The sequence below is a fragment of the Alcaligenes sp. Lyrl_28 genome (assembly GCF_051948705.1).
Taxonomy (GTDB): domain Bacteria; phylum Pseudomonadota; class Gammaproteobacteria; order Burkholderiales; family Burkholderiaceae_B; genus Alcaligenes; species Alcaligenes ammonioxydans.
On record NZ_JAYJLG010000003.1, the window covers coordinates 354,877 to 369,625 of the forward strand.

The window sequence follows — 14,749 nt, forward strand, 5'->3', positions numbered from 1 at the left end:
AGGGGCTATTGTCGGAATTCTGTAATGCTTATCGACACACATTGTCATCTGGATGCTCCTGAATTTGACCGGGACCGTGAGCAAGTCATGGCGCGCGCCCGCGCAGCCGGTGTGCAGTCGATTGTGGTGCCGTCGGTCGCCGTGTTTGATTTTCAGACGGCTCGCGAGACCGCCTTGGCAGCGCCCGGTGGTGTGTATGCGCTGGGTATTCATCCATTGTTTACACCGGGAGCAGGGGTAACGGACCTGCAGGCCTTGGAGCGGGAAATCCAGTTGCGGCTGCCTGATCCTCGTCTAGTCGCTTTGGGCGAGATCGGTCTGGATTACTTTGTACCCGAATTGAAAACCGACGAGGCCAGCCGTCATCAGGAATTTCTGTTTGACGCCCAGTTGGGCCTGGCGCAACGCTATGGTCTGCCTGTCCTTCTACATGTTCGCCGCTCCCAGGATCGCGTGCTGAAATATCTGCGCCAATATCCCGCAGTCGGCGGGATTGCCCATGCTTTTAATGGTAGCGAACAGCAAGCGCAGATGTTTGTGCGCCAGGGCTATGCCTTGGGTTTCGGTGGGGCCATGACATTTGGCCGCGCCAAACAGATTCGCCGTTTGGCGCAGGCGTTGAGTCTGGCTGATATGGTGCTGGAGACCGATGCTCCAGATCTGGCCCCGTCCTGGCTGGTGGAGCCCGGGACTGCCTTGGCGTCGGTTCGTAACGAACCGGCACAGGTGTATGGGGTGGCCGACAGTCTGGCGCAGTTGCGGGGGCTTAATGTGGCAGATGTGATTGCGCAGACTGGAGCCACGGCCCGCCGAGTTTTGCCTCGCCTGGATGCATTTCTGTCGAGCCAGGGACAGTGAATGCGCTTGAGCGATCAGGGTGCGACTGTCTTTTCCCATAACGGTTTTCGCCCTGTCATGTCGCGCCTCTTCTTGACCCGGTTTTGACGGGTTGATGGACGGTTGCGGGAAAGATTCGTAGGTACAAGCCGAGGTGAGCAAAGTTGTTTGCCGTAACGGTCTGATGGTGCCTGGACTCCTAAGCTACAGATTTGGCTTGGGGGCGATATGGCAGGACAGAACGCATGATAGGGCGGGCATGTCTGGCTGCCTTTGTGGCTGCTGCAACATTTACCCATTTTCTGGCACCGTCTTATTTAGGGTATTCAGTCTGGTGCTGGCTGGGTGCAGCGCTGCTGTGCCTGGTGCTAGTCCCACGGTTTCCCGTGAGCTATGTCCTGGTGTTTGCCTTCTTGGGGGCCGGCTACAGCGTTTGGCACATACAGGATCGACTCAGCCAGTCTGTCCTTGCGGAAGATACCAATAAAGTCAGTCGTGTCGAGTTGGAAATCCTTTCTTTAGTGCAGGCAGGACCCAGCCACAGGCAGTTTCAAGCACGGGTTTTGCGCTCCCAGCCGCCGGGTTTGCCAGAGCATATCCTGGTGCGCTGGAATGCAGCCCAACGGTACTCTTTGTATCGAGAGCCCCCTGACCATCACTTCCCGGAACTGATGCCTGGCCAGCGTTGGCGGATGTCTCTCTTAGTTCGACCCCCGCAAGGAGCACGTAACCCCCACGGTTTCGATGCAGAGCGTCATGCCATCACTCAAGGCTGGCGGGCTGTTGGCAGTGTGCGGGGTCAGCCGCAACCCCTGGCTTTTGATCCGGCTGATTCCTGGCATACGTGGACTGAGCGCGTGCGTCATCATCTTCGCAAGCTCTTGCTGCCTTATGTGCAGGAGCGGCGCTGGGGCGGGGTGATGTTGGCGTTGTCCTTGGGGGATCAAGCCAGCATCGCTGCGCCGGACTGGCTGATTTTCAATCGCAGCGGGCTGACTCATTTAGTGTCCATCAGTGGCACGCACGTTACCTTTCTGGCTGTGCTTCTAGCCGGTCTGGTGTCCTGGTGCTGGCGACGTGTCCGCTGGGGACGCTGGGTACTGGCTGAGCAGATTCCGGCTCAGCTCGCTGCTACCTGGGTAGGGATTGCGGGGGCGGGGGTGTATTGCCTTATAGCAGGCTGGGGGGTGCCAGCCCAACGTACGTTCTTGATGTTGCTGGTGGTGGGCCTGTGTCGTGTCCGGGGTTTGCATTTGGGCGCGGGCCGAACCTTGCTGCTTGCGGCATGGGTCGTGGTGTTGCACGACCCCTGGGCGGGGCTGACGACCGGGTTTTATTTGTCCTTTGGGGCGGTATCGGTTCTGTTCGCTTTTGCTCAGCTCATGGGACAGGTGCCGCCAGCTGGGGCGTGGTGGCAGCGTTGGGGACGCAGAATGGGGTTTGCCGCCTGGCTGCAGATTCTGATTACCCTGGCCTTGTTGCCCGCCGTGGCTCCCTTGTTCCACGAGGTATCTCTGGCTTCCTTGCCCGCCAATGCGTACGCCATCACCTTGATCGGTTCGATTGTCACGCCCTTGGTGCTGCTGTTATTGATCCTGGTCGCACTCCAGGCACCGTCGGCCTGGTGTGAGTTCCTCGCTTATCTCGCTCATGCCGCGCTGGACTTCACGATGCAGCCCACGGTATGGCTGGCTGAGCGCCACCTGGCGAGCGTTCCGGTGCCTGCGCAACACTGGGCCTGGACTGTGCTGGCTTTGCTGGGGGTCTTGCTTCTGCTCTTGCCCCGAGGGTTTGTGTCCCGCTTGAGCGGCTTGTCGCTGTTGATCCCCGCTATGGCGATTCGCCCCTCTTTACTTCAGGAAGGGGACTGGGATTTATTTGCGCTGGATGTCGGCCAGGGCAGTGCCGTAGTCTTGCGTACCCGCAGTCAGGTATTGGTATTTGACGTGGGAAACCGTTATGGCCCTGATTCGGACGAGGGCAAACGCAGCATCGCCCCTTGGCTCAAAGCAGCAGGGATAGGGCAGATAGATACCTTGGTGCTGTCCCATGCCGATATGGATCATGTGGGCGGGACGCGCAGCGTCTTGCAGGCCGCCCCGGTCAGTCGGTCATACAGTAGCTTTGATCTGGACCTGCATGTGAGTCGGGAGGAGCGCCTGTTGGGCGTTGCGACGGGCTCCACTCCGCGCCCAGAGCAGATCCGGCGCTGCGAACAGGATGTCAGTTGGGAAGTGGATGGCGTGCGTTTTCGCTTCTGGTGGCCGCCGGCTGAGCCGAGCAGTGACAAGGCTGCCTCCGGTCGCGAGGAGGACAAGAATGCCGTCAGCTGCGTGCTGGAGGTTCAAGGTGCCCGACACAGCGCCTTGCTGTTAGGCGATGCCGGTGTCGCGCAGGAGCAAGCCATTGTGGCGGCTGGCGTGGGGCCCATTGATGTGGTTGTGGTCGGCCACCATGGGTCCCGGACCTCCTCGGGGGCTCATTTTGTCAAACAGATGCAGGCGGGGCTGGCGATTGCCCAACTGGGGTGGTGGAATCGTTTCGGCCACCCCCATGCCCTGGTGCAGGCTCGTTGGGAGCGATCAGGAGCTTTGTTTCTGCGTACCGATCAATGGGGGGCTTTGACGGTGGAGTCACGTCCGTCAGCCTTGTATTACTTTGGCGAGCGTGACCGCTACGCCCGCTACTGGCAATCGTCCCCACCGCCCTGAGCGGGGACATAAACGGCAGGGTAAAGCCGTCAGCCTGGGCTACAATAGCCCTTTATCTGTCAAATTCTTGTCCGAGCGTTCATGACAACTGATCTACAGGAGCCGCGCCTCAATTGGGTTATGTGTGCCAGTGCCGCAGGCACGCATCGCATGGCGTACTGGGAGTGGGGCGATCCCGATAACGATCAGGTCCTGATGTGCGTACACGGGCTGACGCGTACAGGCCGGGATTTTGACCTGCTGGCTCAGCGGCTGTCCAGCCGCTATCGCGTCATTGCTCCTGACGTGGTGGGACGAGGTCGCTCGGACTGGCTGATTGACCCCGCCGCCTATGCCATCCCGCAATACGTGGCTGACATGCTCGTGTTGATCGCCCGCGTGAAGCCGGCACGGCTGGATTGGGTCGGTACCTCCATGGGGGGCTTGATTGCGCTGGGCTTGCAAGGTGCGCAAGCCATGTCGGCCTTGCTGCGACCCACACGCCCCGGCCCAGGCTTGGCATCAGCGCCTTTGCAACTGCCTTTAGGGCGGGTGGTGCTCAACGATGTAGGGCCGGCGCTGAATCTGACAGGTCTGCAGCGCATCAGCGAATACGTGGGCCAAGCCGTTCAGTTTGAGACTTTCGAGCAGGCGGTGGACTATGTGCGGTCTGTCTCGGCCTCGTTTGGGGAACACTCCGCCGAAGAATGGGCACAGATGTCCCGTTACGTGTTTGTGGAGCATGAAGGAAAGTGGCGTCGTCATTATGACTTGCGCTTGTCACAAGCCTTTGCCCAGCAGGCGGATGTGGACTTGGAAGCAGCGCAGGCTTTGCTCTGGGGGGCTTATGAGGGTTTGCCAGACAAGGTTCTGATTATGCGCGGTCAGGAGTCTGATCTGCTGAAACCAGAGGTGGCGCAGGAAATGTTGCAGCGCAATCCGAATTCCCAACTGGTGACCATCCCCAAGGTGGGGCATGCGCCCATGCTGCGCAATGCCGAGCAGATCAACCACATCGATTACTTTCTTGCTGGATAGCCCCTTATGAGTGTTCAGGCCTGCCTGCCCGTTGATCTGCATTGCCATTCCATTTATTCAGATGGGGTGCTCAGCCCCGCAGAACTTGCTGAGCGTGCGCATGCTAACGGTGTGAAGCTGTGGGCCCTGACAGATCATGACGAAATCGGTGGCCTCAAGCAGGCCCGGCACCATGCCGAGCGGTTGGGAATGGGGTTTGTTGACGGGGTGGAAATCTCCGTTACCTGGGCGAACAAAACCATCCATATTGTGGGTTTGGGTGTGAACCCGGACCACGAGCCGCTGCACCAGGCCTTGCAGGACGTGCGTGCTGGTCGTGGACAGCGCGCCCGGCAAATGGGCGAGCGTCTGGCGCAGCTGGGGTTTCCTGACGCGTACGAAGGCGCAGTGCCCTTTGCAGCCAACCCGGAGTTGATCAGCCGAACGCACTTTGCGCGCTTTTTGGTGCAGCAAGGATATTGTGCCGATATGAACGAAGCCTTTCGTCGTTACCTGGCTGATGGTAAACCTGCTGCGGTCGAAACCGTGTGGGCCAGTCTGGAGGAAGCGGTAGGCTGGATACGCGAGTCGGGTGGTAAAGCCATTATTGCTCACCCGGGACGTTATGAGCTGGACGACACCCGCAGTCATGCTTTGTATAGCCAGTTTCTGGAATTGGGGGGCGTCGGGATTGAAGTGTTGACGGGCAGTCACTCTGCTCAGGAATACAGTGTGTATACCCAGGTGGCGCGCAGTTATGGTTTTGAAGTGTCTTGCGGGTCGGATTTTCATGGCCCCCGTGAAGGGCGGATTGATTTGGGCGGTTTGCCGCCTTTGCCTTCGGGGTTGAAGCCTGTCTGGCATGAGTGGCTGTAGCAGGAGCAATCAAAACGATGAATAAAGCCTTTGTAAAAGAGTCCGATCAGGACGATGACGACGATCTGGACACGCCGGCTAGCGCGCTGCCTAGCGGCACCAAAAACTATATGACGGTTCTGGGCTATCGCCGTTTGCGCAGCGAATTGAGCCATCTAATGAACAAAGAACGCCCCGAAGTCGTACAGATCGTCTCCTGGGCCGCCTCCAATGGCGATCGTTCAGAAAACGGCGATTACCTGTACGGTAAGAAACGCCTGCGTGAAATTGACCGTCGCATCCGTTTTTTGACTAAACGTCTGGAAATTGCGGAAGTGGTCGACCCCGGCTTGCAGCCGAACCCGGATCAGGTGTTTTTTGGTGCAACTGTGGTGTACAGCGACAGCCAAGGTGAAGAGTTCACCATCACGATTGTGGGAGTGGACGAGGCCGAGCCTTTGCAAGGGCGTATCAGCTGGATTTCACCGGTTGCCCGTGCTCTGATTAAAGCGCGTGAAGGCGATACGGTTGTGTTGCGTACCCCGGCCGGCAAGGAAGAGCTGGATATTCTGAGCGTGTCCTACCCTGAACCTGCCCCCGCCCCGGATCTGGATGGAGACAGCCCGATTTGAATCCCGTGCCTGGCCCGTACTGGAGATTGCGGGGCGCCAATCGCTCCGGTCCCTCAAGACGTCCTGTCGCGCTTGCCGGGGTGATCGTGTCTGCAACCCTGGTCGCGAGCCCGTTGTTGGATCTGAATTTTCCTTTTTGTGCACGCCATTTAGTGATGTGACCTCTTGTGTCGCTTCCGGTTAAAATGGCGTGTTTTCTATTTCTCCCACTTTTTTGCCCCTCCCGTATCGTGAGCCAAATCCTGTACTTTCCCGGTTCGTCCGTGCTCTCCGCATTTCGTCGTGAGCGTTTGCTAGAGCGTATCGAGCAGCGTCAACTGCCAGTTGCCGACATTCTTGCCTTGCATGAATACTACGTCTGGACTGAAGAGTCCGGTCTGGATGCCAGTGCCCGTCAGCACCTGAGCGATCTGCTGGACGATGGTCTGCCTGCGCTGGACCCGCAGCCGCCCAAGGGCGCTTTGGTGCTGCGCGTTGTACCTCGACTGGGCACCGTGTCGCCCTGGGCCAGTAAAGCGACTGATATCGCCCACAACTGTGGTTTGCAGGCCGTCCGTCGTATTGAACGCGGTGTGCGCTACATCATTACTCCCAAGCGTGGATTGTTAGGCGCTAAAGAGCTGGATCAGGCGCAGCTGGAGCAACTGGCTGACTTGCTGCATGATCGCATGACCGAGACGGTAGTGGGTCTGGATTTTGACGGACAGGCCTTGTTTACCCAACTGGAGGGCAAGCCGATCCAGACCGTGGATATTCTGGGCGGTGGCGTGGCAACCTTGAAACAGGCCAACGAGCAAATGGGTCTGGCGCTGTCCGAAGATGAAATTGAATACCTGATGGAGGCCTTTACACGTCTGGGTCGTAACCCGCACGATGTGGAGCTGATGATGTTCGCCCAAGCCAATAGCGAACACTGCCGTCACAAGATTTTTAACGCACAGTGGGTAATTGACGGTCAAAGCCAGGGTAAGACCTTGTTTGGCATGATTCGTGAAACCCATGCTGCTCAGCCTGAAAACACCGTGGTGGCTTATGCCGATAATGCCGCCATCATGACGGGCGGTCCAGCCACTCTGTTTCACGCCGGTATCAACGATCAGGCCAACGAGCCCGTGTATCAGCGTCACGAAGCGCTGGTTCACACGTTGATGAAGGTGGAAACGCACAACCATCCCACCGCGATTGCTCCATTTCCTGGCGCATCGACGGGTGCCGGTGGCGAGATTCGTGACGAAGGCGCAACCGGCCGTGGCTCCAAGCCCAAAGCGGGTTTGACCGGCTTTACCGTGTCCAATCTGTGCTTTCCTGAACAAATGGAACCTTGGGAAAAAGACTCCCACGGTATTCCTGACCGTATCGCCAGCCCGCTGGACATCATGATTGAAGGCCCGATTGGTGGTGCTGCCTTCAATAACGAATTTGGTCGTCCCAATCTGCTGGGTTACTTCCGTACCTTTGAACAAACGGCTGGCGATCAGCGCTGGGGCTATCACAAGCCCATCATGATTGCCGGTGGTCTGGGCTCGATCGACGATCGCCTGACTCACAAAGATCCTCTGCCAGTGGGCGCCTTGCTGATTCAGCTGGGTGGTCCCGGCATGCGTATTGGTATGGGTGGTGGCGCTGCGTCCAGTATGGGTGTGGGTGCCAACCGTGCTGAGCTGGATTTTGACTCCGTGCAGCGTGGCAACCCGGAAATGGAGCGTCGTGCCCAGGAAGTGATTGACCGCTGCTGGCAACAGGGCGAGAACAATCCCATTATTGCTATCCACGACGTGGGGGCGGGTGGTTTGTCCAATGCCTTCCCAGAGCTGGTCAACGATGCCGAGCGTGGCGCCATTTTTGAACTGACGCGCGTTCCTTTGGAAGAATCGGGTCTGTCGCCCGCCGAAATCTGGTCCAACGAATCGCAGGAGCGGTACGTCCTGGCTATTTTGCCCAAGGACTTGCCGCGTTTCGAGCGCATCGCTCAGCGCGAGCGTTGCCCCTTTGCCGTCGTGGGTGTGGCTACCGAAGAGCGCCAGTTGCGTGTGACGTTCGGTGAGGGTCTGCCTGGTGTGGACGACGTGCATACCCCCAAGAGCATCGAGGAGCGTCCTGTAGACGTGCCTATGGACGTGATTCTGGGCAAGGCGCCACGTATGGAGCGTGACGTCAAACGTCTGCAAGGGGTGGCTGAGCCGCTGGACCTGACGGAAATCCCCTTGGTCGATGCCATGCATCGGGTGCTGCGTCATCCCACCGTGGCCAACAAGACTTTCCTGATCAGCATTGGTGACCGTAGCGTGGGTGGCTTGTGCAGTCGCGATCAGATGGTTGGCCCATGGCAAGTGCCCGTGGCTGACTGCGCCGTAACCTTGGCTGACTTTGAAGGTGTGCGTGGCGAAGCCATGTCCATGGGCGAGCGTAGCCCTAGCGCCATGATCGACGCTGCTGCCTCCGGCCGTATGGCCGTGGCTGAAGCCCTGACCAACCTGGTCGCCAGCGATGTGCGTGACCTGAAAGACGTCAAGCTGTCTGCCAACTGGATGGCGGCGTGCGGTGTAGACGGCCAGGATGCTGCCTTGTTTGACACGGTTCAGGCCGTCAGCCAGTGGTGCCAAAGCCTGGGTCTGTCCATCCCGGTGGGCAAGGACTCGCTGTCCATGCGCACCAGCTGGGAGCAGGACGGCGAATCCCGTCAGGTGATTTCTCCGGTTTCTCTGGTTGTGACTGCGTTTGCCCAAGTGGCCGATGTGCGTCGCACGCTCACCCCCCAATTGCAAACCAAAGCGGGTGATACTGCCTTGATCCTGATTGACCTGGGGCAGGGCAAGCAGCGCATGGGCGCCTCCGTTCTGGCTCATGCCTTCAATCAGGTCGGACAGTCCGTCCCCGATATGCAGGATGCCCAGGCCATGCTGTCGTTTGTGAAGGTGATCCGTCAGTTGGCCGATCAGGATCTGATCCTGGCCTACCACGATCGATCCGATGGCGGTCTGGCTGCCACCGTGGCTGAAATGGCGTTTGCCGGGCATACCGGCGTGTCCGTGAATCTGGACATGTTGACTATTGACCCACACGCCGCGGACTGGGGGGATTACAAGATCCGCGCCGAACAAGTTGCCGTACAGCGGGATGAACTTACCTTGCGCGCTCTGTTCAATGAAGAGGCCGGTGCTGTGATTCAAGTACCGCTGGCCCAGCGCGACCGGGTTATGCAAACTCTGCGTGAGGCAGGCTTGTCGGCTCACTCCCACGTCATTGGGGGTCTGAATAAAAACGATCAGATCGAGTTCTACCGTGATGGCGCCTGCATTTATCAGGCACCTCGGGTTGAGCTGGCCCAACAGTGGAGCGAAGTCAGCCGCCGTATCATGGAGCGGCGTGATAATCCCGCTTGCGCCCAGGCTGAATTCGAACGCTGGCAGGATGTGGAAGATCCCGGTATCAGCCCGCGTGTTCTGTTCAATCCGCAGGAAGACATTGCCGCTCCTTTCATCGCTACCGGTAAGCGCCCCCGCGTTGCCATCTTGCGCGAACAGGGTTGCAACAGCCAGGTCGAAATGGCCTGGGCCTTTGACACAGCCGGGTTCGAGGCCGTGGACGTACACATGACCGACTTGCTGTCGGGCCGCGCATCGCTCGAAGGCATGCAGGGCATGGTGGCTGTAGGTGGCTTCAGTTATGGGGACGTGCTGGGCGCCGGTGAAGGCTGGGCCAAAACCATTCGTTTCAACAGTCAGTTGTCCGATCAGTTCGCGGCGTTCTTTGGACGTAGCGATACCTTTGGTTTGGGTATTTGTAATGGTTGTCAGATGATGGCCGCCTTGGCTCCCATGATCCCAGGCGCAGAATTCTGGCCGCGCTTTACCCGTAACCAGTCGGAAAAATACGAAGCGCGTTTCTCCAGTGTGGAAATTGCTGCGTCGCCGTCCCTGTTTTTCAAGGGCATGGAAGGCACCCGCTTGCCGGTTGCCGTGGCTCATGGTGAAGGCTTTGCCAACTTCCAGCGTCAGGGCGATGCATCCAAGGTAGCGGCTGCAGTTCATTTTGTGGATCACCGCGGTCAGCGCACCGAGCAATACCCGCTGAACCCCAACGGCAGCCCTTACGGTTTGACGGGTGTAACCACGGCAGATGGCCGCTTCACCATCATGATGCCTCACCCGGAACGTGTGACGCGCAACGTCATGATGTCCTGGACGCCAGAGCAGTGGGGCGCCGCCGATCAGGGTGCTGATCAGATGGCAAATGGTGGATTTACTCCCTGGATGCGGATGTTTCGCAACGCTCGGGTCTGGATTGCGTAATTGCTTACGCGTATAATCGATTTTTGGACGGAGTTATAAAGCATGCGTCTCATCAAGAAAGCACTGACCTTCGACGATGTGTTGTTGGTTCCCGCTTACTCCGAGGTTCTGCCTCGCGATACATCCTTGCTCACCCGCTTTACGCGGGACATCACCCTGAATATTCCGCTGGTTTCGGCTGCCATGGACACGGTTACCGAAGCGCGTCTGGCTATTGCCATGGCACAGGAAGGCGGTATCGGGATCATCCACAAAAACCTTACAGCCGATGCCCAGGCGCGTGAAGTCGCACGTGTGAAGCGTCACGAGTTCGGTATTGTGATTGACCCGGTCACGGTCACGCCCACCATGAAGGTGCGCGATGCCATCAATCTGCAGCGCCAGCACGGTATTTCCGGTCTGCCTGTGGTGGAAGCCGGTAAATTGGTGGGTATTGTCACCAACCGCGATCTGCGCTTTGAAGACCGCCTGGATCTGCCTTTGCGCGATGTCATGACGCCCCAGGAGCGTCTGATCACCATGCACGAAGGTGCCACGCTGGATGAGGCCCAGGCCTTGATGCACCGTCACCGCCTGGAGCGCGTGCTGATTGTGAACGATCAGTTCCAGCTGCGTGGTCTTGCCACTGTCAAAGATATTGTCAAGAACACCGAGCATCCACTGGCCAGCAAAGACAGCCACGGTCAGTTGCGTGTCGGCGCTGCGGTCGGTGTGGGTGATGGTACGGAAGAACGAGTCGAAAAACTGGCCGCAGCCGGTGTGGACGTAGTGGTGGTGGATACGGCCCATGGTCACTCTCGTGGCGTTATCGAGCGTGTTCGCTGGGTCAAGAAGAATTTCCCGCGCATTCAGGTCATTGGCGGCAATATTGCCACGGCGGAAGCGGCCCGTGCGCTGGTCGAAGCGGGTGCAGATTGCGTCAAGGTCGGGATCGGCCCAGGCTCTATTTGCACGACGCGTATCGTGGCCGGTGTGGGTGTGCCGCAAATTACCGCGATTGCGGATGTCGCCAAGGCCTTGGAAGGTACGGGCGTGCCGCTGATTGCTGACGGTGGTATCCGCTTCTCGGGCGATGTGTCCAAGGCCCTGGCTGCGGGTGCGTCTGCCTGCATGATGGGTGGCATGTTTGCCGGTACCGAGGAGTCTCCTGGTGAAGTAGTGCTGTTCCAGGGCCGTTCGTACAAGTCCTACCGTGGTATGGGTAGCTTGGGCGCCATGGTTGATGGTTCAGCGGACCGCTATTTCCAGGACCCTTCCAATAACGCAGACAAGCTGGTCCCAGAAGGAATTGAAGGCCGTGTGCCCTACAAGGGCAGTGTCATCGCCATTATTTACCAATTGGTGGGCGGCATTCGTGCTTCCATGGGTTACTGCGGTTGCAAATCCATCGAGGAATTGCATGCCAAGGCCGAGTTCGTGGAAATTACGGCTGCGGGTGTACGTGAGTCTCATGTACACGATGTGCAGATCACCAAAGAGGCGCCAAACTACCGCGCCGACTGATCGTAGTCAGTCTCTTTCATGCCAAAAAACGCCAACCTGTGGGTTGGCGTTTTTTTTGCCATGCCGCTTTCCTGTCTGACCGTAGTGGGCGGCCGCCTGTATGGATCAGGATGGGAACGTGGCGGGCGATGTTTTTCGCTGCATGGAGGCCTTCCTCTGCGGATGGCACGGGCAAATGCGTCTTTGCGAACTTTATCGACCTGATGTCCCGGCGTTCCCGCAGGCTGACTAGTCGGCGATTTCCACGAGCAAGCGACTTAGCAAATCGGGATGGGTGATAGCCGCACTATGCCCGGTTTCCAACTCCCTAAATTCCCAGTCCTTTTGCTGGCGGGCCCACTCGCGCGAGGTGTCTACTGCGCGAAACACCGGCTGCGTGCAGGAAATATAAGTGCAGGGGCGGGAGTTACCGATGACCGGGTTTTGCAATACTAAAGCTGATCTGTAAACGCTCAGGGGTTGTGGAGTCAGGCGATTGCCGACAAAGCGCAGATCCTCTGTGGCATGCAGTCCCAATGCATGCAGGGGAGGAGGGGGGACAGCGGGAATCGTGCTTTGGCCGGCCGAGGCGATCATGCTCTCCACCATTTTTTCAGGCAGGGTATCAAACGTGCTGGTGCCGCTAGGCAGAATAAAGGCATCCAGATAAATCAGATGACGTATGCAACGTGGCATGACATCGGCCACGCCGCTGATCACCAGGCCTGCAAAGCTGTGGCCAACCAGCACGACATTGGACAGATCTTCCCAGCGTATCAAATTGGCGACATCATCCACAAAGGTATTCAGGGTGATGTCCGGACCCAGTAAATGACTGCGCTCGCCCAGGCCCGTCAAGGTGGGGGTGTAGACTTTGTGTCCTTTGGCCTGGAGCCGCTCAGCCAGCCGGGACCAGCACCAGCCACCGTGCCAGGCGCCGTGAACCAGTACAAATGTCAGGCTGCCCGATACCTCGTCGGTATCTTGCTGGCATTCGTAGGCAAAGCCACGCGAACGTTCGTCAGCAGCACCAGAGGCGGGAATATAGCTGCCCCCGCTTTGCTGTGGACCGGCCTGTGCAGGTCGGGATTCATGGTGTTCATTGAGCTCGTTTGAATGAGGGGTACGACTCGAAGACATGCTGAAACTCCCAAAATGGCTGCATGTACTGTAGCTGCCTTGCCGCATGAATGCCAGTGATGCAGGACAATTTCGGCCTGGAGTATTTCTACGGCTCCCTAAGCGGCGCTACACAGCGTAAAATAGACCCTTTACCGCTTTATTATTGGCTCGATACTTTCATGCACCAGCGAATTCTGATTCTTGATTACGGCTCCCAGGTCACCCAACTTATTGCGCGCCGCGTGCGCGAAGCTGGTGCTTACTGTGAAATTCATCCCGGTGATGTCAGCGATGAATTTATCCGCTCCCAAGAAGGCCTGAAAGGGATTATTTTGTCGGGCAGCCATGCGTCAGTCTACGCCGACGACGCTTTGCAAGTTCCCGCTGCGGTTTTTGAAGCAGGCGTTCCCGTTCTGGGCATTTGCTACGGCATGCAAGCCATGGCCCGCCAATTGGGCGGCGTTACCGAAGGCTCCGACAAGCGCGAATTTGGCTATGCTGAAGTGCGCGCCCACGGCCACACCAAGTTGCTCGATGGTATCCAGGACTTCGCTACGGCAGAAGGCCACGGCATGCTCAAAGTCTGGATGAGCCACGGCGATAAAGTCACCGCCTTGCCTCCCGGCTTCAAGCTGATGGCTTCCACGCCTACCTGCCCCATCGCCGGTATGGCTGATGAAGATCGTGGCTTCTACGCGGTTCAGTTCCACCCTGAGGTTACCCATACTGTGCAAGGCGCTGCCTTGTTCCAACGTTTTGTGCGCGATATCTGTGGCTGCGTGGGCGACTGGAACATGCCGGACTACGTGGAAGAGGCCATTGCCAATATTCGCGAACAAGTCGGCGACGAGGAAGTGATTCTGGCCCTGTCCGGCGGGGTGGACTCCTCGGTTGCTGCCGCTTTGATCCACCAGGCGATTGGCGACAAGCTGACCTGCGTATTCGTGGACCACGGCCTGCTGCGTCTGAACGAAGCCGAGCAAGTCATGCGCACCTTCGCCGACAATATGGGTTTGAAAATCATCCATATCGACGCGTCCGATCGCTTCCTGGGCAAACTGGCCGGTGTTACTGATCCAGAAGCCAAGCGCAAGATCATTGGCCGCGAATTCGTAGAGATCTTCCAGGAAGAAGCTGCCAAGCTCAGCAATGCTCGCTGGCTGGCACAGGGCACGATTTACCCAGACGTTATCGAATCGGCTGCGGCCAAGTCGGGCAAGGCTACGGGCATCAAGTCTCACCATAACGTAGGTGGCCTGCCAGAAACGCTGAACCTGAAGCTGCTGGAGCCTCTGCGCGAACTGTTCAAAGACGAAGTGCGCAAACTGGGCGTGGCCTTGGGCCTGCCACCTGCCATGGTCTATCGTCACCCCTTCCCAGGCCCAGGCTTGGGTGTGCGCATCCTGGGTGAAATCAAGCGTGAATACGCAGACCTGCTGCGCCAAGCTGATGCAATCTTCATCGAAGAACTGCGTAATACGGTTGACGAAGAAACTGGCAAAAATTGGTATGACCTGACTTCTCAGGCATTTACCGTCTTCCTGCCCGTAAAGAGCGTCGGCGTGATGGGCGATGCACGCACTTACGAGTACGTGGTTGCCATGCGCGCTGTACAGACGACCGACTTCATGACGGCGGACTGGGCTGAACTGCCTTACTCGCTGCTCAAGCGTACTTCGGGTCGCATCATCAACGAAGTGCGCGGCATTAACCGTGTGACGTATGACGTCAGCAGCAAGCCGCCAGCGACGATTGAGTGGGAATGATCCCGCGTCCGGCAGTACCGTGCTCCTGATGGCATAAAACCTGATAAGCCCGCATT

General features: G+C 58.2%; 9 protein-coding genes. 8 read left to right on the forward strand and 1 reads right to left on the reverse strand.

The features are described from left to right. The first annotated feature begins 24 nt into the window (after positions 1–24). From VF694_RS09365 to guaB, 7 genes are all read left to right on the forward strand, one after another. Complete coding sequence (locus tag VF694_RS09365) at positions 25–858, forward strand: TatD family hydrolase (protein WP_003801350.1); 834 nt, start codon at positions 25–27, stop codon at positions 856–858. Between the two features lie 224 nt (positions 859–1,082). Next, complete coding sequence (locus VF694_RS09370; RefSeq protein ID WP_440164164.1) at positions 1,083–3,548, forward strand: DNA internalization-related competence protein ComEC/Rec2; 2,466 nt, start codon at positions 1,083–1,085, stop codon at positions 3,546–3,548. Between the two features lie 120 nt (positions 3,549–3,668). Then, positions 3,669–4,565: an alpha/beta fold hydrolase gene (locus tag VF694_RS09375; RefSeq protein ID WP_003801346.1), complete on the forward strand. Its 897-nt coding sequence runs from the start codon at positions 3,669–3,671 to the stop codon at positions 4,563–4,565. A gap of 6 nt (positions 4,566–4,571) precedes the next feature. Next, a complete protein-coding gene (locus VF694_RS09380; protein ID WP_240208787.1) occupies positions 4,572–5,420 on the forward strand; it encodes a PHP domain-containing protein in 849 nt (282 codons plus the stop codon). A gap of 17 nt (positions 5,421–5,437) precedes the next feature. After that, positions 5,438–6,031, forward strand: coding sequence for a transcription elongation factor GreB (gene greB / locus VF694_RS09385; RefSeq protein ID WP_003801341.1), 594 nt, complete (start codon positions 5,438–5,440; stop codon positions 6,029–6,031). 230 nt (positions 6,032–6,261) lie between these two features. After that, a complete protein-coding gene (gene purL, locus VF694_RS09390) occupies positions 6,262–10,323 on the forward strand; it encodes a phosphoribosylformylglycinamidine synthase (protein WP_131071576.1) in 4,062 nt (1,353 codons plus the stop codon). A 42-nt stretch (positions 10,324–10,365) separates the two neighbouring features. Further along, positions 10,366–11,826: an IMP dehydrogenase gene (gene guaB, locus VF694_RS09395; protein ID WP_131071577.1), complete on the forward strand. Its 1,461-nt coding sequence runs from the start codon at positions 10,366–10,368 to the stop codon at positions 11,824–11,826. 228 nt (positions 11,827–12,054) lie between these two features. Here the strand turns inward: guaB and VF694_RS09400 are convergent, their stop codons facing one another. Beyond that, the gene (locus tag VF694_RS09400; RefSeq protein WP_003801336.1) at positions 12,055–12,945 is read right to left on the reverse strand and encodes an alpha/beta fold hydrolase; all 891 of its coding nucleotides are present in this window, start codon (positions 12,943–12,945) and stop codon (positions 12,055–12,057) included. A gap of 161 nt (positions 12,946–13,106) precedes the next feature. Here VF694_RS09400 and guaA point away from each other — a divergent pair, with 161 nt between their 5' ends. After that, the gene (gene guaA, locus VF694_RS09405) at positions 13,107–14,693 is read left to right on the forward strand and encodes a glutamine-hydrolyzing GMP synthase (protein WP_003801334.1); all 1,587 of its coding nucleotides are present in this window, start codon (positions 13,107–13,109) and stop codon (positions 14,691–14,693) included. Positions 14,694–14,749: the final 56 nt, after the last annotated feature.